At 55.4% G+C, this 24,387-nt stretch carries 25 protein-coding genes; 11 read left to right on the top strand and 14 right to left on the bottom strand.

The window, feature by feature from the left end; genetic code table 11:
• Window positions 1-26: 26 nt before the first annotated feature.
• On the bottom strand, window positions 27-758 hold the full coding sequence (locus CLV58_RS20355; RefSeq protein ID WP_106139722.1) for a peptidylprolyl isomerase: 732 nt from the start codon (window positions 756-758) through the stop codon (window positions 27-29).
• Window positions 758-1,384, bottom strand: a complete 627-nt coding sequence (locus CLV58_RS20350) for an ATP-binding cassette domain-containing protein (RefSeq protein ID WP_106139673.1) — start codon at window positions 1,382-1,384, stop codon at window positions 758-760. Before CLV58_RS20350 ends, CLV58_RS20355 begins: the two co-directional genes overlap by 1 nt.
• A 206-nt stretch (window positions 1,385-1,590) precedes the next feature.
• Here CLV58_RS20350 and purN point away from each other — a divergent pair, with 206 nt between their 5' ends.
• Both purN and CLV58_RS20340 read left to right on the top strand, forming a co-directional pair.
• Window positions 1,591-2,175, top strand: coding sequence for a phosphoribosylglycinamide formyltransferase (gene purN / locus CLV58_RS20345; protein WP_106139672.1), 585 nt, complete (start codon window positions 1,591-1,593; stop codon window positions 2,173-2,175).
• Window positions 2,172-2,564 carry a YbjQ family protein gene (locus CLV58_RS20340; protein WP_106139671.1) on the top strand — a complete coding sequence of 131 codons (393 nt, stop codon included), beginning with the start codon at window positions 2,172-2,174 and terminating at the stop codon, window positions 2,562-2,564. The genes purN and CLV58_RS20340 overlap by 4 nt, the downstream gene beginning before the upstream one ends.
• A gap of 65 nt (window positions 2,565-2,629) precedes the next feature.
• Here the strand turns inward: CLV58_RS20340 and CLV58_RS20335 are convergent, their stop codons facing one another.
• From CLV58_RS20335 to CLV58_RS20325, 3 genes are all read right to left on the bottom strand, one after another.
• Window positions 2,630-2,857, bottom strand: a complete 228-nt coding sequence (locus CLV58_RS20335; protein ID WP_106139670.1) for a DUF4834 domain-containing protein — start codon at window positions 2,855-2,857, stop codon at window positions 2,630-2,632.
• A gap of 87 nt (window positions 2,858-2,944) precedes the next feature.
• Window positions 2,945-4,489 carry a M28 family peptidase gene (locus CLV58_RS20330; RefSeq protein ID WP_106139669.1) on the bottom strand — a complete coding sequence of 515 codons (1,545 nt, stop codon included), beginning with the start codon at window positions 4,487-4,489 and terminating at the stop codon, window positions 2,945-2,947.
• Between the two features lie 147 nt (window positions 4,490-4,636).
• A complete protein-coding gene (locus CLV58_RS20325) occupies window positions 4,637-5,146 on the bottom strand; it encodes a DUF2480 family protein (RefSeq protein ID WP_106139668.1) in 510 nt (169 codons plus the stop codon).
• A gap of 190 nt (window positions 5,147-5,336) precedes the next feature.
• Between CLV58_RS20325 and dnaN the strand changes: the two genes are divergently transcribed.
• From dnaN to CLV58_RS20310, 3 genes are all read left to right on the top strand, one after another.
• Complete coding sequence (gene dnaN / locus CLV58_RS20320; protein ID WP_106139667.1) at window positions 5,337-6,473, top strand: DNA polymerase III subunit beta; 1,137 nt, start codon at window positions 5,337-5,339, stop codon at window positions 6,471-6,473.
• 167 nt (window positions 6,474-6,640) lie between these two features.
• A complete protein-coding gene (locus tag CLV58_RS20315; RefSeq protein WP_106139666.1) occupies window positions 6,641-7,045 on the top strand; it encodes a cytidine deaminase in 405 nt (134 codons plus the stop codon).
• Window positions 7,046-7,204: 159 nt separating this feature from the next.
• A complete protein-coding gene (locus CLV58_RS20310) occupies window positions 7,205-8,443 on the top strand; it encodes a TCR/Tet family MFS transporter (RefSeq protein WP_106139665.1) in 1,239 nt (412 codons plus the stop codon).
• A 39-nt stretch (window positions 8,444-8,482) separates the two neighbouring features.
• On the opposite strand, the gene CLV58_RS20305 is transcribed toward CLV58_RS20310, so the two are convergent.
• From CLV58_RS20305 to CLV58_RS20285, 5 genes are all read right to left on the bottom strand, one after another.
• Complete coding sequence (locus CLV58_RS20305; RefSeq protein ID WP_106139664.1) at window positions 8,483-9,013, bottom strand: YceI family protein; 531 nt, start codon at window positions 9,011-9,013, stop codon at window positions 8,483-8,485.
• 88 nt (window positions 9,014-9,101) lie between these two features.
• Complete coding sequence (locus CLV58_RS20300) at window positions 9,102-9,788, bottom strand: hypothetical protein (protein ID WP_106139663.1); 687 nt, start codon at window positions 9,786-9,788, stop codon at window positions 9,102-9,104.
• Between the two features lie 16 nt (window positions 9,789-9,804).
• Complete coding sequence (locus CLV58_RS20295; protein WP_106139662.1) at window positions 9,805-10,275, bottom strand: QcrA and Rieske domain-containing protein; 471 nt, start codon at window positions 10,273-10,275, stop codon at window positions 9,805-9,807.
• 57 nt (window positions 10,276-10,332) lie between these two features.
• Window positions 10,333-11,832, bottom strand: a complete 1,500-nt coding sequence (locus CLV58_RS20290; RefSeq protein WP_106139661.1) for a hypothetical protein — start codon at window positions 11,830-11,832, stop codon at window positions 10,333-10,335.
• On the bottom strand, window positions 11,813-12,391 hold the full coding sequence (locus CLV58_RS20285) for an RNA polymerase sigma factor (protein WP_106139660.1): 579 nt from the start codon (window positions 12,389-12,391) through the stop codon (window positions 11,813-11,815). Before CLV58_RS20285 ends, CLV58_RS20290 begins: the two co-directional genes overlap by 20 nt.
• Before the next feature lie 225 nt (window positions 12,392-12,616).
• Between CLV58_RS20285 and gldG the strand changes: the two genes are divergently transcribed.
• Window positions 12,617-14,284 carry a gliding motility-associated ABC transporter substrate-binding protein GldG gene (gene gldG / locus CLV58_RS20280; protein WP_106139659.1) on the top strand — a complete coding sequence of 556 codons (1,668 nt, stop codon included), beginning with the start codon at window positions 12,617-12,619 and terminating at the stop codon, window positions 14,282-14,284.
• Window positions 14,285-14,336: 52 nt separating this feature from the next.
• The gene (locus CLV58_RS20275; protein ID WP_106139658.1) at window positions 14,337-15,566 is read left to right on the top strand and encodes an MFS transporter; all 1,230 of its coding nucleotides are present in this window, start codon (window positions 14,337-14,339) and stop codon (window positions 15,564-15,566) included.
• A gap of 58 nt (window positions 15,567-15,624) precedes the next feature.
• Here CLV58_RS20275 and CLV58_RS20270 read toward each other — a convergent pair whose 3' ends face one another.
• Window positions 15,625-15,846 (bottom strand): DUF2795 domain-containing protein, encoded by a 222-nt coding sequence (locus CLV58_RS20270; protein ID WP_009284883.1) that lies wholly within the window; start codon window positions 15,844-15,846, stop codon window positions 15,625-15,627.
• Window positions 15,847-16,123: 277 nt separating this feature from the next.
• Between CLV58_RS20270 and CLV58_RS20265 the strand changes: the two genes are divergently transcribed.
• Window positions 16,124-16,861, top strand: a complete 738-nt coding sequence (locus CLV58_RS20265) for a copper homeostasis protein CutC (protein ID WP_106139657.1) — start codon at window positions 16,124-16,126, stop codon at window positions 16,859-16,861.
• Here the strand turns inward: CLV58_RS20265 and CLV58_RS20260 are convergent.
• Together CLV58_RS20260 and purU are read right to left on the bottom strand one after the other, a co-directional pair.
• A complete protein-coding gene (locus CLV58_RS20260) occupies window positions 16,849-18,513 on the bottom strand; it encodes a sodium:solute symporter family transporter (protein WP_106139656.1) in 1,665 nt (554 codons plus the stop codon). The genes CLV58_RS20265 and CLV58_RS20260 overlap by 13 nt on opposite strands.
• 128 nt (window positions 18,514-18,641) lie before the next feature.
• Window positions 18,642-19,496 (bottom strand): formyltetrahydrofolate deformylase, encoded by an 855-nt coding sequence (gene purU, locus CLV58_RS20255; protein WP_106139655.1) that lies wholly within the window; start codon window positions 19,494-19,496, stop codon window positions 18,642-18,644.
• Between the two features lie 80 nt (window positions 19,497-19,576).
• On the opposite strand from purU, the gene CLV58_RS20250 reads away from it, so the two are divergent.
• From CLV58_RS20250 to mog, 3 genes are all read left to right on the top strand, one after another.
• A complete protein-coding gene (locus tag CLV58_RS20250) occupies window positions 19,577-20,557 on the top strand; it encodes a glycosylasparaginase (protein ID WP_106139654.1) in 981 nt (326 codons plus the stop codon).
• 51 nt (window positions 20,558-20,608) lie between these two features.
• Entirely contained in the window at window positions 20,609-22,426 is a 1,818-nt protein-coding gene (locus CLV58_RS20245) for a glycosyltransferase (RefSeq protein ID WP_106139653.1), read from the top strand.
• A gap of 90 nt (window positions 22,427-22,516) precedes the next feature.
• A complete protein-coding gene (gene mog, locus CLV58_RS20240; RefSeq protein WP_106139652.1) occupies window positions 22,517-23,041 on the top strand; it encodes a molybdopterin adenylyltransferase in 525 nt (174 codons plus the stop codon).
• A gap of 48 nt (window positions 23,042-23,089) precedes the next feature.
• Here the strand turns inward: mog and CLV58_RS20235 are convergent, their stop codons facing one another.
• Window positions 23,090-24,379, bottom strand: a complete 1,290-nt coding sequence (locus CLV58_RS20235) for an MFS transporter (protein ID WP_106139721.1) — start codon at window positions 24,377-24,379, stop codon at window positions 23,090-23,092.
• Window positions 24,380-24,387: the final 8 nt, after the last annotated feature.

Here is a 24,387-nt window from a genome sequence, read left to right as displayed (position 1 = left end):
GCGTTGGTGATTGAGCCGCTTCCGACTTATTGCGGATAAGCGTATCCGTATTGCTTGCTAATTTTTTTCTTTTTGACCCATTTTCCCGTCATCCGCATGTGGATATCTTTTTGGGGTCGATTGCGCTCGTCGCGGGCTTGTTTGGCGATGCTATCGACTACCGCCAGGCCGTCGATAACCTGTCCGAAAACCGTGTAGTTACCATCGAGGTGCGGACTACCGCCCAGCGTCTTGTACACTTGTTGCTGCTCAGGTGTCGGCACATGCCCGTTCATGCTTTTGATCCGGTCAATCTGCTTCTGTAAACCGGCCTCGTCCCAGACGCGTCCCTGAACGATGTAAAACTGACAACCGCTTGAGGCTTTTGCCGGATTGTTGTCGCGGGCCGCCCCCAGCGCACCTTTCTTGTGGAACAGCGTGGGTACGAACTCGGCCGGTACTGTGTAGCCGACATCGCCGTTCCCCAGTGCAGCGCCAGCCACGGCCGTACGCGACTCAGGGTCGCCCCCCTGAATCATGAACGATTCGATGATGCGGTGAAAAAGCAGGCCGTCGTAGAACTTCTGATCGACCAGCTTGATAAAGTTATCCTTGTGCTTCGGTGTCTGATCGTAGAGCACCAGGGTCATTGGGCCGTAGTCGGTCGTGACCGATACAACGTAATCTTTCTTTTTCCGGTTTTGCGCAGTGGTTACCAGCGGAATCAGGCAGATGAGCAACAGCAAAAACGCGCGGAAGCGATACGGTGGTCCTGGCATCATAGTGCAACCCGATTAGGGAACACATCTTTCAGCCGCTGATCGTGCGTTACGACAATCAGGCTGGCCCCGATCTGTTCCGATTGTTCGCGCAGTAACCGGACCACCCGGTCGGTATTGTCGTCGTCGAGGCTGGACGTCGGTTCGTCGGCCAGAATCACGTCAGGCTGATTCATCATGGCGCGGGCAATGCTGACGCGCTGCTGCTCACCCTGACTCATCTGATTCGTTTTCTTGTTCAGGTGTTCGCTGAACCCCAGTTGACCCGCCAGTTCTTTCGCCCGATTTTTATCCTGTGGCTTACCGGCCAGGTAGTTGGCCATGAGCAGATTGTCGAGCACGGACAGGGAGCTGACGAAGTGCGGCTTCTGGTAAACGATTCCCAGGTGCCGGGCGCGGAAAGCCGCCGTCTGTGCGGGGCTAAGCGTGGTCAGATCGGTGTTGTCGATGGTCACCGAACCGCTTTTGGGTGTCAGCAACAGGGCCAACAGGTGCAGAAAGGTCGTTTTCCCCGTTCCCGACCGGCCCAGAATCAGCAGGGCTTCGCGGTTGGCGCAGCGCACGTCGGGAAACGCGAACTGCTTATCGGGGGTGTACGCAAACGTAAGTTGGTTGGTTGCCAGCATCGGCCGCTTGGGTTGACTACGGACAAAAATAGGCAAAAGTTGTAATTTGCCCCCGTCAGAGTTTTTTCGACAGGATTACGGGATTGACAGGATTATCAGACAACTCATCGTAGTCGTATCGGGTCCATTGCTATGATACCATCGGAACCACTTGTAATACTGAAATCCTGCTAATCCTGTAATCCTGTCAATAACCCCTTTTTCCAGTGAAACGCATTGCCATTTTTGCCTCAGGTTCGGGGTCTAACGCCGAGAAGATTGCGGACTATTTTGCCAGTTCAACCGACGTGTCGATTGAACTGATTGTGTCGAACAATCCGAAAGCGGGCGTTATCGACCGGGCACGACGGCTTCATATTCCGGTACTCCTGTTCGACCGGACAACGTTCTACCAGACCGACCGCATCACGCACCTGCTTCAGCAACAGAGGATCGACCTGATCGTACTGGCCGGATTCATGTGGTTGATGCCCGCCGGACTCGTGCAGGCGTTTCCGGACCGGATCGTCAACATTCACCCGGCGCTACTGCCCAAATTCGGTGGTAAGGGTATGTACGGGCATTTTGTGCACGAAGCCGTCGTGGCCGCTCAGGAAACCGAATCCGGCATCACGATTCACTTCGTCAACGAACACTACGACGAAGGCGCTCCTATTTTTCAGGCCCATTGCCCGGTTACGCCGACCGATACACCCGACGACGTAGCCCGAAAGGTACAGGCCCTGGAACACGATCATTATCCACGCGTCGTAGCCGAAGTTCTCGCTACCTTACCTCCTCGACACCCATGAAAATCGGCTACCTGCTGTTACTGACCGCCTGCCTGTCGGGCTGCTTCCCCGCCCGGCTCTACCTCAAAAACAAGCCGAACTTCCCCGTCGACGTGTTTTACGAAAACCAGCGCCCCGAACGACCGTTCGAGCCGATCCGCGATCTGGAAGTTAGCGAGGAAACACCGGTGCGGGCTGGTCAACTGGTCAACAAGCGGCTGCTGAAACGCGGCAACGATATGCAGGAGAAAGAACTGCTGCTGGCCCGGCTGACACTACAGGCGAAGAAACTGGGAGCCAACGCCTTGGTCGGCGTCAAATACACCTATTACACCAGCGCGACCGATAACGGCTACAGCATGCGCGGGTTAGCCGTTCGCTACCGGAACGAAGAACCGAGCGGCAACTAAAAAGCGACGGGCAGCTATCAGTAGCTGCCCGTCGCTTTTTATGGATGTGTCCCCAGTAGGGCTACTTACTTTACTTCCTCATAGTCGACATAGTCGCCCCCTTTGAATGGCGCATCGCCTTTCGGTGGCTTATTGTCTACCCGAATCTCACCCTCCTGACGGCGCTCAAATCCGTTCGCCTGCCGCTGTTGCTTCACCAGTTGCCGACCGACCAGCAGGTAAAAAACAAACCGGCGGACAGGGGGAACAAACAAAATGATAAGCGTGATGATGAACAGATATTTGAGCAGCATGATCGAATCGTGTTGATAGGGTATAAACGCAGGGTTTCCCGGATTAGTTTGTTGGTGTCAAGAGCCTGCCTATTCACAGGCCCCCGCTTATTTCCCGTACAAGGCTTTTCCAGCGGCTTCATACTTATCGCCCGCCGACCACTGTGGCCGGGTAGTGCGGTTAGCGATCAGACGGGCCGCGTGGGCGTAGGCTTCGCAAAACCGGTAAACGTAGTTCATGTCCAGCGATTCCGGGTTGTCGATGGCCTGGTGATAATATTTGCCGATCGCTTCGTCGAAGGCTTTGAAACCCGGTGAGAAGGTTGGGGCCGGAATACCTTTGGCGGCAAACGCGACATTATCAGACCGGTCGAACAAACCCTGCTCAGGAGCCGGTTCAGCGAATACACTGAGACCGGCAGCTTTGGCAGCGGCTTCTATTTCCGCTTTTGCCCCAGTCCGTTCCAGACCGATGACCGATACCAGCGTCGTGTCGTTATAACCAGCTCCATCGGTGTTCAGGTCGAATATAGTTTGCTTCAGCGGTACCAGCGGATGATCGGCGTAGTAGGTGCTTCCCAGCAACCCAACTTCTTCACCCGTCAGGGCCAGCACCAGCACCGATCGTTTGGGCCGTTGCTGACTCAACGCTTTAGCAGCCGCCAGAATCGATACCGTTCCGAACGCATTGTCCCGCGCGCCGTTGAAAATGCTATCGCTAGGCTGGTACGGGCTGCCCCCCTGCTTCCCAACGCCCACATGGTCGAAGTGCGCCGACAGGATGACGTATTCGTTTTTCAGCGCGGGGTCGGTGCCTTCGATGATACCGGCTACGTTCGCCGTCGACACGGATAGCTGCGACCGGCCCGACGTTTTCAGCGTCACCGCCTGCCCGTTTTCCTTGAGCTGCTTATACTTGTTGTTGGCGTTGTTGATCCACAGGTGCGTGACCGGTGCTTCGCTGGTTTCGGCAACGGGTAAATTCACCTGCTCACGACTAAAATACTGATTAACGAAGCCCCACGGAATCGATTCGCTGTACAGTTCCAGCAAGGCAGCGGCCCCTTTCTGCGTAGCCAGTTTCCGCTTTTCGTTAGCCGCCCGAAAAATTTCACGCGGGCTTTTAGCATCCGGCGAACCACCCTGCACCACGACAATCTTGCCTTTCACATCCTGCCCCTTGTAGCCCTCCTCACCGTCGGTCAGGCCATAACCAGCGTAGACGATACCGCCGGATACGGTAGCAGGTCCACCCGCCATGACGACGAGTTCTTTGCCCAGCCGTAGCGTATCGGTACCGATCAGCAGCGTCGCCGACTGAGCAGCCCCGATTTTATCGAGCGAAAACCGCTGTAGGTAATCGCCCTGATCGCCAGCCGGTTTCAGGCCCAGCATGCGGTACTGTTCGGCAATGTATCGGGCAGCTACGGCATTGCCGGGTTCACCCGTGCGTCGGCCCATCAGCTCATCGGATGCCAGAAAGCGCATCTGTGCCTCGATTTCACCCTTTGTGACAGCGGGTTCAGGCCGACCGGGTAATGGCAGTACGGTGGTGCCGATTTTAGTGCGGGGTTTGGTCGTTTTTGGTTGCGGCTGCGCCCACGCGCCAGCTACCGTCAACGTAGCCAATGCCGCCGTAAGAAGATAATTCATTCGGAGTTTTGGAGTTGTAGGGTTGTAAAGTTATAAAGTCGTAGGGATGTAAAGTTGCTGACGCGTCAGTCCATCCGGCCGATTGCCACATGCGCCAGCAACTTTACAACTTTATAACCCTACAACTCTATAGCTTTTTTTACAATTCTATTTCGGCCGTTTGTAGAGCGGTACGGTGCTACAGGGTTCGCCGAACAGCAGGCTCTGCACGACGGGCTTCAGCACACGGGTCAGTTCGACGTAGGCCGCTATCGGTACAGGCACCTTGCTACAGCCTTTCACCACCACACGCGCATCGCGGTACTGCTCGGGGTCGATGCGGGCGATGGCGTCGAAGTAAAGCTTTTCTTCCAGGTCGGTCAGTGCGCCAAAGACAATCGTGTTGGCATGGGGTTGCAGGTGCAGCGTCAGGAGCATATACGCCCACGTCGGTACGATGGCGTCTTCCGTGCAGGTGATTGCGACGTTCTTACCTGCATACTGACGCCAGTCGTGCTCTTTCAGAAACGCGCGAAAGTCTTTTTCCCGCAGCATCAGCCCCATGTATAAATTGTCTTTCAGGTCGTAAAGCACCCGTTCGCCGGGATGGTACAGTTCCTCCAGATCGAGCGAGACAAGGCCGCTGGTAGCGACGCGGTTTATGATTTCGGTTTCCATACAGATTCAGATAAACCGCTGATTCCAACGGCTGGCATGAGCGCTTCCTGCCGGTTGAGGAAGCCACTTTCTCCGTCAACAAGGGCAGTCTGTCGATTGGTTTCTTTCCGGCTGACAAGACACCACAGGCTCAGTTTTTTTTGCTACTTTTGTTTTATATAAAGTAGCAATCAGCCAACTAATTCGGCCTATGAAATTTATCGTCTCCTCGTCGGTACTGCTAAAGAACCTTCAGAATATCAACGGCGTCGTGGCAACCAACCCGATTGTGCCGATCCTTGAAAATTTCCTGTTTCGTATCGATGCGGGTACGCTGACGATTACGGCGTCGGATCTGCAAACGACCATGACCACGCAGATTGAAGTCGAAGCCAGCGAAAACGGCTCGATTGCCATTCCGGCCAAGCTGCTGCTCGATACGCTGCGTAGCCTGCCCGAACAGCCCGTTACGATCAATATCGATACGGACACATTCGGCACTGAAATCCTGACCGACAACGGCCGTTACAAGCTGTCGGGTGAAAATCCGATCGACTTCCCCAAACTGCCGACAGTGACCAAAACGCAGTCGGTTGAAATGACCTCGGACGTCCTGCTGAGCGCCATCAACAACACGGTATTCGCCACCAGTACCGACGATCTGCGCCCGGCCATGACGGGGGTATTCCTGCAACTGAGCAGCGACAATACCACCTTCGTCGCCACCGACGGCCACCGGCTGATTCGCTACCGCCGGACCGACCTCGGTACGCCAGCCAGCAGTTCGATCATCGTGCCTCGCAAGGCCCTGCAACTGCTGAAAGCGTCGTTGCCGGAAGGGGTTCCCGTTACGGCGGAGTTCAGTCAGGCCAATGCATCGTTTACCTTCGGCGGTAATGGTCGCCCGACCACGCAGCTGATCTGTCGCCTGATCGACGAGCGCTTCCCCGATTACGAAAACGCCATACCGACGAACAATCCGAACGTGATGACCATCGGCCGGACGGATCTGCTGAACTCGCTGAAGCGGATCATGATCTACGCCAACCGGACTACGCATCAGATTCGGCTGTCGCTGAAAGCCAACTCGTTGACGATTTCGGCTGAAGACCTCGATTATTCGAACGAAGCCAACGAGAAGCTACTCTGTGATTACGACGGCGACGCGATGGAAATCGGCTTCAACGCGAAGCTGATGGCTGAAATGCTGAGTAACATCAGCGCCCGGATGATTTCGCTTGAGCTGTCAGCGCCTAACCGCGCGGGTCTGCTGATTCCGGCCGACAAGGAAGAAAACGAAGACATTCTGATGCTGGTTATGCCCGTCATGCTGAATACCTACGCGTAAAAAGTGACGGAACCGGGCTCTGAGGAGTAACTCATCAGGGCAGGCAAATCCACGCACTGAGATGGCTTGAAGCCCTCGAAAGAATCAGTCCCAGTCTGGTCAGACCGAAGCCAGACTGGGGCTTTTTTCATGCCCCGATACTAGCCACCCTTGCAAACTCTTTGAACATGGGTATTGATCAACGTTTGATAGATGCAGTTATCCACTTCATCGATACACGTTTTCCCGGTAATCAGCCGGAGGGTGCCGCCGGTATGTATACCGCAACAGGTAAGCTTCTTATCAGCACAGCTCCCGACACCCTGAACGATACGGTATCTCTGTGCCATGAAACGGGTTGTTTATGTCAGGCGTATACGCTGAATGAACCCATTGTCAGTAGTGTCTGCATGTACCGGGAATCGCCAGGTCGTTTTATCATTTTAACGCCCTGTGGCGTGTGTCAGGAACGGCTTTTCCTGTATGGACCCGATGTTATGGTCGGCGTTCCAGCTAGCCACGATCCGACGCAGTGGGTAGCTAAACGATTAGGTGAACTACAGCCATATTACTGGCGTAATGCGTTATCGTAGGCCTACTGCCAGAGCCTGTCTGAACCCCGGCTACGTCACCAGCATCGCATTTGGCTAGTTGTTATGGCGTCGTAGCGTGCTGACGCGTCAGTCCGTCTGTCGGTAGCAACGCTACAACGTATAACTTTACGACCTTACAACTTCCTAACTCCTCCCCCCATGCCCAAACGTACGGCTCCGGCACTGGCGTTTATCTTCATCACCCTGCTGCTCGACGTTACGGGCATCGGTATCATCATCCCGATTTTCCCAACGCTGATCGAACAGCTTATTCATGGCACTATTAGTCAGGCCGCTCGATACGGTGGTTTTTTGGGGGCTGCTTATGCGCTCATGCAGTTTATCTTCTCGCCGGTCCTTGGCGGATTGAGTGACCGCTATGGACGGCGGCCCGTATTACTCTTCTCGCTGTTTGGCTTCGGTATCGACTACCTGTTTCAGGGGTTTGCTCCGACGATTGAATGGCTGTTCGTTGGACGAATACTAGCGGGCATCACGGGAGCCAGCTTCACGACAGCGAACGCCTACATCGCCGACATCAGTACCCCGGGGAAGCGGGCGCAAAACTTCGGTCTGGTCGGAGCAGCATTCGGTGTGGGCTTCATTCTGGGGCCAGCCCTGGGCGGTTTTCTGGGGCAATACGGTCCACGCATCCCCTTCTTCGTGTCGGCGGGCCTGACACTGCTCAATTTCGTCTATGGCCTGTTTGTCCTGCCTGAATCGCTAGCCCCCGAGAACCGGCGACCGTTCAACTGGAAGCGGGCTAACCCCATCGGCTCATTGCTAAACCTGACCCGCTACCCGGTTATCCTGGGACTGGTTGCGTCGCTGGTACTGATTTACATCGCCGGCTTTGCCGTGCAGGGCACCTGGACGTATTACACGATAAAAAAATTCAACTGGGATCAGAAGACGGTAGGACTGTCGCTGGCAGCCATCGGCCTGTCGTTCGCCATTGTGCAGGGCGGTCTCAGCCGCGTGATTATTCCGAAGCTTGGTCAGGAGCGTTCGATTTACGTCGGACTGCTGTTTAGTGCGCTGGGCTTTGTACTATTTGCCTTCGCATCGCAAAGCTGGATGATGTTCGCGTTTCTGGGCGTCTACGCGTTGGGAGGCATTGCCGGACCGTCGGTGCAGGGCGTCATTTCCAACCAGGTACTGCCCAGCGAACAGGGGGAGATACAAGGTGCGCTGACCAGCCTAACCAGCGTGACATCGATTGTTGGGCCACTGATTATGACCAACCTGTTCGCTTATTTCACCGGCTCGGCAGCTCCCACGTACTTCCCCGGTGCGCCGTTTGCCCTGGGTGCAGTACTGATTCTAATCAGTGCCGCCCTGGCCCGCCGGAACTTTGCCCGCACCAGCAAGAAAGCTGAGCCAGCCGTGCAGCAATAGACCTGACAGGTTTCCAAAACCTGTCAGGTCTAACAATTATTACAGTTTGAATACAGCGTTGATTTTCAGCAACAGATCATCTTCCGTTTTCATACCCATCAACGATGGGCGCTCAATTTTGTAGTCAGTCAGGCTAACCGGAAACTCGCCGGTCAGCGTCATCGTGTTACCGGCCTCCTTTCGCGTAACCGGGACCGTGATAGCCTTGGCGATTCCGTGGAACGTAAGCGTTCCTTTCGCCACCAACTGACCGTCGGAACCCGGCTTGATGTCGGAGCTGACGAACGTAACGTTCGGGTATTTAATCCCGTCGAGCACTTCCATCGCGTGTGAATCCCGGTTGTTGTTGTCACTGTCGAACGACGCTACTTTGATCGATACCGCTACGCTTTCCGGTAGCTTCGTTTCGTCGTTGTAGATCATGGCGCAGTTCACGTCGTGGCTGACGCCATCCCACTTGTGCAGCGGGTGTTTGGCCGAGTAGGTCACTGTCGACGTACTTTTGTCGGCCATGATTTTTCGCTTTGCCATCGGCATGGCGAGGCAAAGGAGTACGAGCAGGAATTTCATAAGGTATACGGTTTTCGGTATACGGTTCTCGGTGAGCGTTTCAGGGCGGTATTACCGTAAACCAATCACCGAAAACCGTATACCGTAGTTAAAACGTCAGGGCAGCGATGGAGACCGCGTAGGCCCCGAAAGTCGTGTAAGCAGCCGCCCGGTGAATGGGCTTCAGGTCGGGATGCTGATCGATCATACCGGCCAGCACGTTAGTGGCGATCATCCCCGTCAGGTGCAGCACGGCCAGGTACTTATGCAACTTGATGGTCGTGAAGCCGCGACGAGCACCCACGATCGGCGGTGGGGTTGTCAGCGATAAGGCCAGCGTCGTACCGTACGTTACGTTGATGATCCCGGCCGTCCGTTCGTGCCAGCGCTTCAGGTCGACGTACTCCTGCCCTTTCGCATTGTACAGTTTACCACCCAGAATGCCCTGCGCCACGAATCCCGCCAGCGTGACAAACCCGCCAATCTGGTGCGCGACAAGCATCGTCCGCCGGATTTTTAGCTCTTTGGCCCGACCTTCCGGCGTTAGTGGGGCAAGGTTCATCGTACGTAACAGCCCTTTCGGTCCCCAGAATATCCGTTGCGTAAAGATCATCTTACGGGGCAGCAACGGTTCGGTAGTGGTCGAATCGGACAGGCCAGCCAGCAGGTCGGTCGCCGACTGATCGACAGCCGGAACCGTATCAGCCGAAGCCACCGGCCGAACGGTAGTCGAGTCCTGCGCCCGTGCGGAACAAACGGCCAGGCAGGTTAGCCAAACGAACAGAAAGAATCGCATCAGGTTGTTGTCAGGATTAGGTCGTGATGGTAAGCGTGTTGCCGTCGCTGCTGAGCGTGGTTTTGTACACCGTAAGGGGCGTACCAGCCGGGCCAACCTCAACGGCACCGGTAGTGCTGAACTCCGAGCCATGGTTTGGGCAGTAGAAGTCATTCTGCGACAGCCGGTACTGTACGTTTGTTCCCTGGTGGGTGCAGGCTTTCGACAAAGCTACATAGCTTCCTCCTTTCACGCGGGCCACAATCATGCTGCCATTGTAAACATAGCCCCCTTCGGTTTTCAGTGCGCTGTTGCCCGATGCCGTCAGATCAAGCGTACCGGTTCCGGTACCCGTACCCGTACCCGTCGATGGTGTTGGATCAGAACTGCCTTTCGAGCAGGACGTCAGCGTCCCCATGCAGTAGAAGGCCATCAGCGCGGCACTACTCATACCCAGCGAGCGAAGAAATTCACCCCGATTCAGTTGTTCTGTCTTTTGCGTTTCCATCTGGTTTTGGCTTATGTGCTGTTTTATAAAAAAAGTGGTGGTAATCGAATCGGACGACTACAGTCGGTAGCGTAGCGAGAAAAAAACGCCGGTACTCAGGAGATTGACTTTGTAATAGCCGACACCTTTCAGCGGGGCTTTTAAAAATGGCTCTACCTGCCAGAACAAACGCTGCGTGACGGCTCGTTCGTACCCACCGGATAGATTCAGTTGACTAAAACCATACCGTCCGGTCTCCGTCGTCCAGTCGCGGTACTTGATCTTGGGGTCAGCCGGATTATCGTATTTGTAGCTGTAGTCTTCCCGCAGCATGTAGTACGTCGTTGCACCGGCACTGACGAACCAACGGCTGGGTGGCAGCGCACGCTGACGAGGGATCAGCGCGACGTCATACCGCAGATTGATCGGTATGTCCAGCATGTTACACCGACCGTCGATACTGTTCGGTACCACAGCCCACTGTCGTACAGCCGAATATTCATACGCCGACTCGTTGGCCTGGTATACTTTGACGCTACGCAGCACACCGGCCTGCATGTGCCACCGCTGAACCTGATACTCCAGCAGTAGGCCAACGTTCGTACCGGGCCGGGAAAAATTGGCCAGGCCAACAGAGCTTAGGTCAGGTGATACCATCGCCCGCAAACTCAACCCGGTCGTTCGATCCCGGTCGACTGCTGGTAGCTGCGCAGGTTGCACGTCGGCTACGGGCGCTACCATTGGCCGGTCAATCGTTGGCAACTGACCAGCGGTTGTGAACGACAAACTCCGCAGCGGCTCGATGACGAGTTGAAACCGGTCGGTCGGGCTCTCTTCTACAGCCGTAGCCTGCCGGTCAACAACGCTAGCCATGCCGTTGGCTTCTGACTTGCTTCCCATCGGTGTTCGGCTAACGCGCATTGGTGAACCGGGTTCAGGAGTGAGTAAACCGGCTGCTAACGGCTTACCTACGCGCATTCGTTTTGCCCGGACCGTTCGCGTCGTTCGGCTGGCAGATACCAGTGGCGTTCGTGTTATCGATCCGGGCTGCTCTGACAATACACCGTCTACTAACACAACTTCTCCCGGTTGCTCCGAATCGGTAGGCTCCGATGAACCCACGGCCAATGCTGGCGCTGGTGGTTGTAGTCGTTTACGTTTAACCGTCGGCACGATATCAGTCATCCGTCGATCGACTGACTGCCCCTGTTCGTATGTCCCTGGTGCAGCCGATTCGATTTCGTCCGCTACAGCACTTCCACTGGCAACCGATCTACCTGACGGGCGCGCGTTTGATTGCGTAGCTGGGCTACCAGCAATCACTTGTATTGGCTGCGCCTTGTCGTTCTGCCCGACAGACGACCTGTCGTGCGTCAGCAACCATAAGCTGACGGGCAGCACCAGCAGTACAGCAACGGGTAAGACACGGCGCAGCCAGCGGTACCAGAACTGCTGCCGGTCATGAACGGCCAGTTTCTCAGCCATCATCGGCCACGCAACCGGGTCGTAGGGTGGTGCAGACTCTTCCAGCGATTTTCTGAAGAGTCCGTCCAATTGGTCATCGGGTAACTCTTGCATACTCATCCGGGTGGTGGTGTTTCAGTAACGTCCGCAGTTTCTCACGGGCGCGGGCCAGATTCGATTTCGACGCTCCCGCCGATATACTCAGTTTCTGGGCAATCTCATCATGCGTGTAGCCGTCGACAACGTACAGGTTAAAAACCAGTCGATAAGCGGGCGACAGCCGTTGCACCAGCGCCAGTAACTCGTCATGGGCCAGTTGCGTGTAAGCATCCGGCTCAGGCGCAACGCTCAATTGGTCAGCCTGTTCGATATCATTCGATTGCACGTGGCGAACGTCCTGCCGGTACTGATCGATAGCCGTATTTATCATAATCCGTCGAAGCCAGCCTGTAAACGGTTGCGCCGGATCGTACTGATCGAGCCGGGTAAACACCTTCAAAAATCCGTCGTTGAGCACCTCCAGCGCACTGTCGCGGGTGGGTGCGTACCGTAGGCACACGCTCATGGCAAATCCGTAGAACTGCCGGTACAGCAATTCCTGGCTCTGTCGGTGGTTGCGGAGACAACCGGCCAGCAGATCGGGCAGGGCAGCACTATGGGGCGCGTTAGCCATCGTATCGACGCAATGGGCTGAACCGGTTTAAGTCGCTTTTAACCACTGTACGTACAGACCACAGGTGAGGGTTGCGTCGGGCGCAAAAAATAAGTGTATAAACCTGTTTTTAACCCTTTTGCCGTAAACTTGCCTGTAACTGACGCGGTATCACAACCCGTCGGACACTCATTGCAGGCTGTGGGCATAGACAGATTAGGCCGTCCTGTACGTTTACTGTAGACCATGAAAGCTGCTTCGCTGCGCACCCTTGCTTTTGTACTCGCGCTGATTGCCGTCAACGTTCTGTCGGCCTTTGTTTTTTTTCGAATCGATCTGACGCAGGAAAAGCGATACACGCTTTCGGACGCCACACGCACCATGCTGGAAACGTTACCCGGCGACGTGCATATCGACGTGTACCTGACAGGCGACCTGCCACCGGCCTTCAAACGACTGGAAAACGCTGTGCGCGAGACGCTTGATGAGTTTCACGCACAGACCGGTACCACCCTCACTTACCGATTCATCGATCCGGACGCGATTACCAACGCCGACGAAAAAGGCAAACTGATCGACCGACTCCAGCAACGGGGTTTATTACCGACAAATCTGGTTGCCAACGAAGGCGGTAAGCGAACCGAGAAGCTAATTTTCCCCGGCGCTATCGTATCCTATGCCGGCAAGGAAATTCCCGTGCTATTGCTAAAGGGTAACAAAACGGCGTCGAAAGAAGAGCAGTTGAACCAGTCGTACGAAGGGGTGGAATTTCAACTGGCATCGGCGATTCAGAAGCTGACCCAAACGGCGGAGAATCGCCGGCGCGTAGGGTTGCTGTACGGAAACACACAGGTACCGCCCTCCCGCTTCGCCGACCTACTGGCATCGGTGCAGGAAAAATACGACCTGTTTTTTGTCGACATGAGCAAACCCGGTCCGATTACGGGCATCGATGCGCTGCTCGTTCCAAAACCCGACAAGCCATTTTCCGACGACGACATTTTCAAGATCGATCAATACGTCATTAAGGGCGGGCGGGCGTTGTTTTTCGTGGATGGTCAACGCGTCGATTCGGTCAGCAACGAAGGCACTTACGCGCAGCCGCTGAACCTGAACCTCGACAACCTGTTCTTCCGCTGGGGCGTCCGCATCAACCGCGATGTCGTGAAGGATATGTACTGCGCGCCCATTCCGCTCAACGTGGGTAACATGGGCGACAAGCCCAACATTCAGTTGTTGCCGTGGCGGTTCTATCCCCTGCTCAACAACTTCGGCAATTCGGGCAACCCCATCGTACGTAACCTCGATGTAGTACTGGCCCGATTCACCAGCTCGCTCGATACAGTGCAGTCGCGGGGTATCCAGAAAATACCGCTGCTGCTCACGTCGCCCTATACGCAGGATCTGAAAGCACCCGTGCTGATTTCGTACACGGAAGCCCGCAAACAACCCGACCCGAAAACCTATACCGGCGGCTCTAAGCTGATTGCCTGTCTGCTGGAGGGCAAGTTTACCTCGCTCTACGCCAATCAGATTTTGCCCGGCGACCCACGGGCGGCTGGCTTCGTGGCCGAAGGCGTTCCCTCGCGCGTGTTGATCTGCTCCGACGGGGATCTGGTCATCAACGACGTCAATTACCGGCAAAATCAACCGTATCCGCTGGGTTTCGACCGGTTCACCCGCACGACCTACGCCAACAAGGATTTCGCCATGAACGCCATCGATTATCTGGTCGATCCGGACGGTGTAATTGCCTCCCGCGCCCGGACGGTGACGCTACGCCCCCTCGACAAGATTCGGCTCGACACAGATCGTACCGGCTGGCAGGCACTCAACCTGCTGGGACCACTGCTGCTGATCGGGCTGGTTGGCGTTGGCTGGCAGGCCCTGCGCCGAAGCCGTTACGCGCGGTAGTTGCCTTTTACGACGGCGGGGACGTTCTTCGTATTCCTGAACCTACCCTGCTATGTCGTCCGGCTCTACTTCATTTCGTCCCCTCTTTTCGCTGCCCGTCATCGTGGCCGCCCTCGGCTATTTTGTCGACGTGTATGATCTGTTGCTATTCAATATCGTCCGGGTACCAAGTCTGAAAGACATGGGGCTGTCGGAAGCGGCTATTTCGCTGGAAGGAGGCCGAATCCTGAACATTCAGCAGGCAGGTCTGCTACTCGGCGGCATCCTGTGGGGTGTACTGGGCGACAAGCGCGGGCGGCTGTCGGTACTGTTCGGCTCGATCATCACCTACTCACTGGCGAATATTGCCTGCGGCTTTGTGCATGATCCCGGTCTGTACGCGGTGCTCCGATTCATTGCCGGGCTGGGACTGGCGGGCGAGTTGGGCGCGGGTATCACGCTGGTGAGTGAAATCCTGCCCCGACAGCTACGCGGCTATGGCTCGTCGCTGGTGGCGGGCGTCGGGTTGTTCGGAGCCGTGGTGGCTTACTTCACCGTATCGCTGTTCGACTGGCGCACGACTTACTTTATCGGTGGCGGATTGGGGCTGGGACTACTGCTGCTCCGCGTAACGGTGCTGGAATCGGTTCTGTATCGACAGGCGCAGCAGACAAACGTGAAACGGGGTAATTTCTGGGCGCTGTTTCAGAACCGTGATCGGCTGATGCGCTATATCTGGTGCATGGGTATTTCGCTGCCCACCTATTTCGTGATCGGTATTCTGGCCACGTTTGGTAACGAATTCGGTAAAGCCCTCGACTTACCCGACGCGATTCAGCCGGGCCGGAGCGTGATGTTTACCTACGTCGGAATGGTTGCTGGTGATTTGTTGAGTGGACCATTCAGTCAGTTGCTTCGGTCGCGACGCAAGGCTATTGGCCTGATGATGGGGCTGACGCTGGTATTTGTGCTGCTTTATCTGTTCGGCGGAATTTCCTCGACCAACGTGTTTTACGCACTCTGTGTCGGCATGGGCTTTGGCATCGGCTACATTGCCCTGTTCCTGACCGTTACGGCCGAGAGCTTTGGCACCAATCTCCGGGCAACGGCAACCACATCCGTCGCCAACAACGTGCGGGCCACAACCCTGTTGAGCATCCCCGCATTCCAGGCGATGAAACCAGCCATCGGCACGCTGGCTGCCGGTGGCGTCATCGGGCTGGTTTGTTTTAGCCTGGCGTTTTTGTCACTGCTAAAGCTTCCCGAAACGTTTGGGCGCGACCTGGACTACAGTGAGGAATAAAGAAAATCGGGGTCATTCCAGCGTTGGAATGACCCCGATTAGCGTCGAAGCGATACCGTCAGTATTCGTCTTCGTTAAAGAAGAAGTCATCTTTTGTCGGATAGTCCGGCCAGATTTCTTCGATGCTTTCATAGGGCTGGCCATCGTCCTCGAGTTCCTGTAAATTTTCTACGACTTCCAGTGGCGCACCGGAGCGAATCGAGTAATCAATCAGTTCGTCTTTTGTGGCTGGCCAGGGGGCATCTTCAAGATAAGAAGCAAGTTCGAGAGTCCAGTACATAGTGTATTTTGGTAAGGCGTGACTGTTTTTTTCAATGAGGGTGCAAAACTATAAAAAAGTGATTATCCTGATAGGCCTCTGTTCAGCAGAATATTCACCAAATTACCTGTGTAGGCAGTTAGCCGATTAACCAACGGTAATCCGCATTGTTTCGTCTGTCGGTCACAATTTATAATCGGTTCCTGTTTTTCTTCGGCCAATATACATCATTCGTGCCAGCAGACTGCCGTAGTTTTGCGCCGTCGGGATCAACGTTTTCCCCCGACTCCGTACGACCATGACGATCGAAGTATGCGCCTACTCCCTGCAATCGTGCCTGACCGCCCAAACCGCCGGTGCCGACCGGGTTGAGCTGTGCGGTAGCCTAAGCGAAGGCGGTACCACACCCAGCATTGGACTCATTACCGAAGCCCGCCGTCACCTGAATTTGTCGCTATATGTTATGATTCGGCCGCGTGGGGGCGATTTTTTGTACTCCGATACCGAAATCGCGGTGATGCGGGCCGACATTGAAGCCGCTAAAAACGTGGGAGCTGATGGCATCGTGCTGGGTCTGCTCCGGGCTGATGGCACGGTCGACGAGGAAACGACAAAGACGCTGGTCGACCTGGCGCAACCGCTGCCTGTCACCTTTCACCGTGCGTTCGACATGAGCCGCGATCCGGCCGAAGCGCTCGAAGCGATTATTCGCACCGGCTGTGCCCGTATTCTGACATCCGGTCAGGCGACATCGGCTGAGTCAGGAGTCCCCGTGTTGCAGCAGTTGGTCGAGCAGGCCGCCGGACGTATCGAGATTATGGCCGGCGTCGGCGTATCGATTCGGAATGCGCAGGCATTGCTGAATGCCGGTGTCGATGCGCTGCACCTGAGCGGTAAGTCGTCGCAGGCCAGTCCGATGGAATACCGTCGCCAGGAATTGTCAATGGCGTCGGCAGTGCTGGGCGAATACGAACGTATCGAAGCCAGTGCCGACGCCATTGCGCCCGTGGTAGCGTTAGCCCACTACCAGAAATAAGCGTACAGACCAGCCACGACCAGCAGTACCATCGTTGCGCCAATGGCAAAGCTAGGTGCAACTTTGAACATGCTGGAATCGATTTCCAGCCCTCTCGTGCTCGGCTTTTGCATACCCAGTACGAACATAACGGCTACGCAGATCAGGAATACGAAGCCCATCGTGTCGAGGAACGGGATAGTATACACGCCGTCGGCACCCTGTACGGCGAAGCCCAGCGGAGCCAGGAATGACAGGTCGACGGCACCCGGCAGTACGTATTTGAAGAACAGCGACAGCAGGAAGCCACCCACGATAGCAAACAGAGCGCCCGCCGAGTTGGTCCGTTTCCAGAAGAAGCCCATGATAAAGGCGGCAAATACGCCCGGCGAGACCAGCCCGGTCATTTCCTGAATAAACTGGAAGCCGCCTTTTTTATCGATACCCATAAACGGCGAAATCAGAATCGCCAGAATCATGGCCACGACGATCGTGATCCGACCGATGTTGACCAGTTTGTAGTCGTCGGCTTCAGGAGCAATGTATTTTTTGTAGATGTCGAGCGTGAAGATGGTCGAGATTGAGTTGGCCTTACCCGCCAGCGAGGCTACGACGGCAGCGGTCAGGGCGGCAAACGACAAGCCTTTCAGACCCGTTGGCAGCAGGTTCAGCAGCACGGGATAGGCGTGGTCTTTGTTGACTTCACCAGCCGCGTCGAGCATCTCCTTCTGGAACAAACCTTTCTGGTACAGCGTGTAAGCCGCGATACCCGGCAAAACGACGATGATCGGCATGAGTAATTTCAGCAGGGCGGCAAACAGAATGCCTTGCCTGGCTGTCTTCAGATCAGCTCCCAGCGCCCGCTGCGTAATGTACTGATTACAACCCCAGTAGTTCAGGTTAACGATCCACATACCGCCGATCAGCACTGTCAGGCCGGGCAGCGACGCGTAGAAGGGGTGCCCTTTCGGGAAAATCATCTGGAAGTGATCCGCCGACTGCGTCAGCATGATGTCCAGCCCGTTGGAAACGCCCGACGTTCCGCTCTGTGCCGATACCAGATCGATCGCCAGATAAGTCGTTGCCAGACCACCCAGAATCAGGAAAAACACCTGAATCACATCGGTGAAGCCGATTACTTTCATCCCGCCGATGGTGATGATGACCGCGAATACGGCCAGCCCGATCATACACAGCGTGAAGTTGATACCGGAGATGGTCGACACGGCGAGTGCGCCCAGAAACAGAATCGACGTCAGATTCACCAGCACGTAGAGGAACAGCCAGAAAATGGCCATAATCATCGACACCGTGTTGTTGTAGCGCTGCGTCAGGAACTGCGGCATGGTGAAGATGCGGTTCTTGAGGTAGATCGGCATAAAAAATACCGCTACCACAATCAGCGTAGCCGCTGCCATCCATTCGTAGGTTGCAATGGCCAATCCCATGGCGAATCCATCGCCCGATGCACCGATAAACTGCTCGGCTGAGATGTTAGACGCGATCAGCGATGAGCCGATGGCCCACCAGGTTAGTGATCCTTCGGCCAGAAAAAAGTCGGTCGTCGACATTTTTTCCGTTTGTTTCCGCCGGTAAATCCAGACACCGTACGAGGCAACAATAATGAAGTAGAAAAAGAAAACAATGTAATCCAGTGCCTGAAGCTTTTGCATGGCGGGTTTGAGAGGCAGGTAGCTATAAACTGATTTTTATACGAGTTGACGTATTCCGAGTCGAAAGATAAGAATTTGGTGAAATTTCGACGGATTATTTGCTCAGACTGCAATGCAATCGGTTGAAATTAGAGAACAATGGCCCGATTGCCAGCGATAAAGACGCGGTCGTTGAAGACTAGTTTGAGCGCTTGTGACAGGACAATTTTCTCGACGTCGCGCCCTTCCATCGCCATGTCCCCCGCCAGTTGCCGGTGGTTTACTTCCTTGACATCCTGCGCGATGATCGGCCCTTCGTCCAGGTCGTTGTTGACGAAATGCGCCGTTGCCCCGATAATCTTGACGCCCCGTTCATACGCCTGCCGGTAGGGATTAGCCCCGACAAAGGCCGGCAGAAACGAATGGTGAATGTTGATAATCCGGTTGGGGTAGTGCCGCACGAACTCGGGCGTCAGCACGCGCATGTACTTGGCCAGCACCAGGTACTCGGGTTCATAGATCGCCAGCGTTCGCAGAATAGCCTCTTCGTGCTCCTCTCGGCTCTTGCCTTCGTGCGATACGTAATGAAACGGGATACCAAACTTGCTGACCAGCCCCTGCAACGAATTGTAGTTGCTGACCACGGCCAGAATATCGGCATCCAGTTCGTCAAAGGCGTAGCGGATCAGCAACTCGGCCAGGCAATGGTGCTCTTTGGTAACCATCACCACAATATTCTTCCGGCGCTTGGGATTGAGTCGGAACGTGATTCCCTGCGCATCGGTCTGCGTCGACAGGGTTTCGTTCAGATCTTGTAACAAGGCTTTGCTGTCGAATGCCCCTTCAAACTCGGTCCGCATAAAAAACCGACCCGTCGGGCTGACGTATTCGTCGTTGTGAATCACATTGAGCCCGTGCCGAAACAGAACGCCCGTCACATGGTGAATCAGGCCCTTCGCATCCGGGCCATCCATTAGTAAAATATGCTTATCCAATTCCGCCATGACAGACCAGTAAGAAAGTCGGCCAAAAGTAGTGAATGCCACTTGTTAATTCCTTTATTTTGGGCCGTAACCCTTACTTCATGGTAAACAGACGACGCTTTTTAGGTTTAGGTCCGCTGATCGGTCTTTTCCCTTCGCTGGCCTTCCGCTCGACCCAACCGCAACCGACAACGACGCCCGGACCGACAGCACAACCGGGTCCATTGGTTATTTCAACCTGGAAACAACCCAAGGCTCACGCAGCCGCACAGGCCGTACTGGAGCAGGGCAAACGCGCCATCGACATCGTCGAAGCGGGTGTACGCGTTCCCGAAGCCGATCCCAACGATACAAGTGTCGGTTACGGTGGCCTGCCCGACCGCGACGGCCGTGTCACGCTGGATGCCTGCATCATGGATGAGCATGGCAATGCCGGTTCGGTGACGTACCTGGAAAACATCATGCACGCGATCTCGGTAGCCCGGGCCGTGATGGAAAAAACGCCCCACGTCATGCTGAGTGGTGAAGGCGCGCAAAAATTTGCGCTGGCCAACGGCTTCAAGAAAGAAAACCTGTTAACGCCTGCGGCCAAGGCTGCCTGGCAGAACTGGCTGAAGACGGCGAAGTACAAACCCGTTATCAACATCGAGCGACACGACACCATCGGGATGCTGGCCATCGACAAAGCCGGTAATATTTCGGGGGCCTGCACCACGAGCGGACTGGCGTTCAAGATGAACGGTCGGGTTGGCGACTCGCCCATTATCGGCGCGGGTTTGTTCGTTGATAATGAGATCGGTGGGGCCTGCGCAACGGGGCTGGGGGAACTGGTTATGCGCACCTGCGGCTCGTTTCTGGTTGTCGAATTGATGCGGCAGGGACGGACACCGCAGCAGGCCTGCGAAGAAGCGGCACTACGGATTGTCAAGAAGCAGGATTATAAAGACATACAGGTTGGCTTTATTGCCGTAAATAAGCAGGGAGAAACGGGCGCGTATAGCATTCAACCCGGATTTAATTATACATTGACGCAAAATGGGCAAACACAAGTGACAGACGCCCGTTCCTATCTGAAGAAGTAAACGTAGCCGGTGTCAACCTATCACCCGGCTTTTTAAACGACTGAACTAGCCTTGGAATCCATCTTTTCAACCTCAAAGCGCAAACTACTGCTGGAAGTAGCCTGGGAAGTGTGTAATCAGGTCGGCGGTATTTATACGGTCATCCGGTCAAAAGTACCGGCGATGGTCGAAAAGTGGGATGATAATTACGTTGCGTTGGGGCCGTACTTCCCGCAGCGGGCAGCCGCCGAATTCGAGCCGATTACGGATTCCGACGAAACTGAAATCGGACAAACCGTCAGCAAGATGCGGCAGCTGGGCTATCGGGTCGAGTACGGTTACTGGCTGATCACGGGACGACCGCGTGTGGTGCTGTTCGATATCTTCAGCATGACGACCGATCAGCTCAACCAGGTCAAGGGGCAGCTTTGGCGCGATCACCAGTTACCCACACTCAACGTCGAGGACCTGGTTAACCAGACGATCGTGTTCGGCGAGATGGTCCGGCAATTCATCACCATCCTGGCTGAAAACCACGCCCGCCGGGTCGACTTCGTCGCTCACTTCCACGAGTGGATGGCAAGCACGGGCCTGCCCGACCTGCGCCGGGACAATGTCCGGGTAGCGACGGTATTCACTACCCACGCCACCATGCTGGGTCGGTATCTGGCCCAAAACGAAGCGGGCTTCTACGGCAAGCTCCCGTTTTTCGACTGGCTCCGCGAAGCCCAGCATTACGGTATCGAAACGCAGGCGACGATCGAACGGCTGGCGGCTCAACAGGCGCATGTGTTCACGACCGTCAGCGACGTAACGGCGCGGGAGTGTGAGGTTTTTCTGGGTAGAAACCCCGATCTGGTATTACCCAATGGGCTCAACGTAACGCGCTTTGCCGCGACACACGAGTTTCAGAACCTGCACGTTCGCTACAAGGATAAGATTCATGAGTTTATCATGGGTCACTTCTTCCAGAGTTATTCGTTCGACCTCGACAAAACGCTGTACTTCTTCACGTCGGGCCGGTTCGAGTTCTCCAACAAAGGCTACGACCTGACGCTGGAAGCCCTCGCCCGGCTTAACTACCGGATGCAGCAGGAGGAGATGGATATGACGGTGGTCATGTTCCTCGTAACGCGACAGCCGTACACCTCGATCAACCCCGACGTACTGCATTCGCGGGCGCTGCTCGACGAAATTCACGAGACCTGCGAAAGCATCGAGAAGCAGATAGGCGAACGGCTTTTCCTGGCGTCGGCTTCACAGAGCGACGCCAAGATTCCCGATCTGAACTCGTTTATCGACGAGTACTGGCGCCTACGACTCCGTCGGACCATTCAAAGCTGGAAAACGAAGACCTTGCCGCCTTTCGTAACGCACAATCTGGTGCAGGAAGACGACATGACGCGCTTCATCCGACGGGCTAACCTGATCAACAACGAAGCGGACCGGGTCAAGATCGTTTATCACCCCGACTTCATTGCATCGACCAATCCGCTGTTCGGTCTCGACTATAGTCAGTTCGTACGGGGTTGTCACCTGGGCGTTTTCCCGAGCTACTACGAACCGTGGGGCTATACTCCGCTCGAATGCGTGGTCCGGGGCATCCCGACCGTGACGAGCGATCAGTCGGGCTTCGGTGATTTTATCATGCAGATCATGCGTGATTACGAAAACCGGGGTATCTACGTCGTCAACCGGCGGACCAACTCGTTCAACGAAGCAGCCGATCAGCTTGCCGACATGCTGTACCGATTTGTCCGCCTGAGTCAGCGCGACCGGATTCAGCAACGGAACCGCGTCGAAAACATCGCCGAGATTTTCGACTGGCACAGTCTCCGTTCCTACTACGACACCGCCCACGACCTCGCGCTGAAGCGGAGAAAACCGTAGAGACGTTTACAGTAGTCGGTTTACGGTTTTCAGTGGCTACCGCACGACCGTAAACCGACTACTGTAAACCGTAAACCGACTACCGACCAAATGATTCGCATTGGCATAATTAACGTTTCGGACCGGGCCAGCGCCGGGGTGTATGAAGACATTCCCGGCAAGGCCGTCGTTTCGTACCTGACCGACTGGCTTATCGGCGACTGGGAGCCCGTTTATCGCATTATCCCCGATGAGCAGGATCAGCTGGAAGCGACGATGATCGAGCTGGCCGATACGGAAGGTTGTTGCCTTGTCGTGACGACGGGAGGTACCGGCCCCGCGCTCCGCGACGTCACCCCGGAAGCAACCGAAGCCGTTTGCCAGAAAATGCTCCCCGGTTTTGGTGAACTGATGCGCCAGGAAAGTTTGAAGTACGTGCCGACAGCCATCCTCTCCCGGCAGACGGCGGGTATCCGCAACCAGACGTTACTACTGAACCTACCCGGTAAGCCAACCGCTATCGGACAATGCCTGTCGGTTGTATTCCCCGCCATCCCCTACTGCATCGACCTGATCGGCGGCCCCTTCCTCACAACGGATGAAGCGAAGATGAAGGTGTTTCGTCCAAAGAGCTGACGATGCCCTTTGGCCCCGACTTGTAGACGCCCATTCGTCGACAGGACGTCAATCTATCTGCGAGTGTTTCCGGGTATCTTTCATGAATAGATATACCAGCAGCGAGAGAAAGATGCAACCGGTAATGTACCAGTAGAAGTAAGTCTCGTGGCCCTGATTTTTGAGCCAAAGTGCCACGTATTCAGCGGTCCCCCCGAATAGCGCAACCGTAAGTGCATAGGGTAAGCCGACGCCAAGCGCCCGGATTTCCGCCGGAAACAATTCAGCCTTAACGACAGCGTTGATGCTTGTGTAGCCGCTGACGATGATGAGCGCAATCAACAGCAGAAAAAAAGCGCCGTATAAATTGGTCGTGTGGCTTAGCAGCGTCAGCAGGGGTACGGTGCCTAACGTGCCCAACACCCCAAAACCGATCAGCAGCGGACGCCGGCCAATGCGATCAGAAAGCGCACCGAAAACGGGTTGTAGCAGCGCGAAAAATAGTAGACTGACAAACGAGATCAAGGTCGATTCGCTCTTCGAGAGGTGAACGGTATTGACCAGAAACTTCTGCATGTACGTGGTGTAGGTGTAGAACGCCAACGTACCGCCGAGGGTGAGGCCAACCACCGTCGCTACGGCCCGTGGATGCTTCAGTAGTTCCCGTATCGTTCCTTTCCGGGCTTCTCCTTTTGCCTGCTGTGCCGTAAACGCGGTTGTTTCGTGCAGGTTCTGGCGCAGGTAGAGCGCCACAACGGAGAGTATAGCGCCAATGACAAACGGGATACGCCAGCCCCATTCGTGCAGTTGCTCCTCCGTTAGCAGCAGCTTTTGAAGAATGAGCTGGATAGCCAGCGCAATCAGCTGACCACCAATCAGCGTGACGTATTGAAAACTGGAGTAGAAGCCCCGCCGATTCCGGCTGGCCATCTCGCTCAGGTAGGTCGCCGACACACCGTATTCACCCCCAACGCTAAGCCCCTGCAACAGCCGCGCGACCAGCAACAGCACTGGTGCCAGAATACCAATTGTCTTGTAGGTCGGCGTGAGCGCAATCAGCAGCGACCCCAGCGACATCAACAGCACCGACAGGGTCATGCTTTGCTTACGGCCAACCTTATCGGCGATTCGCCCGAATAGCCAGCCACCCAGCGGGCGCATCAGAAAGCCCAGCGCGAATATGCCGGCCGTATTCAGCAGTTGCGCCGTGGGATTGTCCTGCGGAAAAAACGAGCTGGAAAAATACAGGGCAAATGCGGAGTAAGCGTACCAATCGTACCACTCGACCAGATTACCGATCGAACCGCCAATAATTGATTTGAGTGTAGTGGCCGAGATGGCTCCGTTACGATCGCTCATGCGTTGCG

The sequence above is a fragment of the Spirosoma oryzae genome, from assembly GCF_003002825.1.
Classification (GTDB): Bacteria; Bacteroidota; Bacteroidia; order Cytophagales; family Spirosomataceae; genus Spirosoma; species Spirosoma oryzae.
Note: the sequence above shows the minus strand (reverse complement) of the source record. Positions and strands in the feature narration are given on the sequence as shown.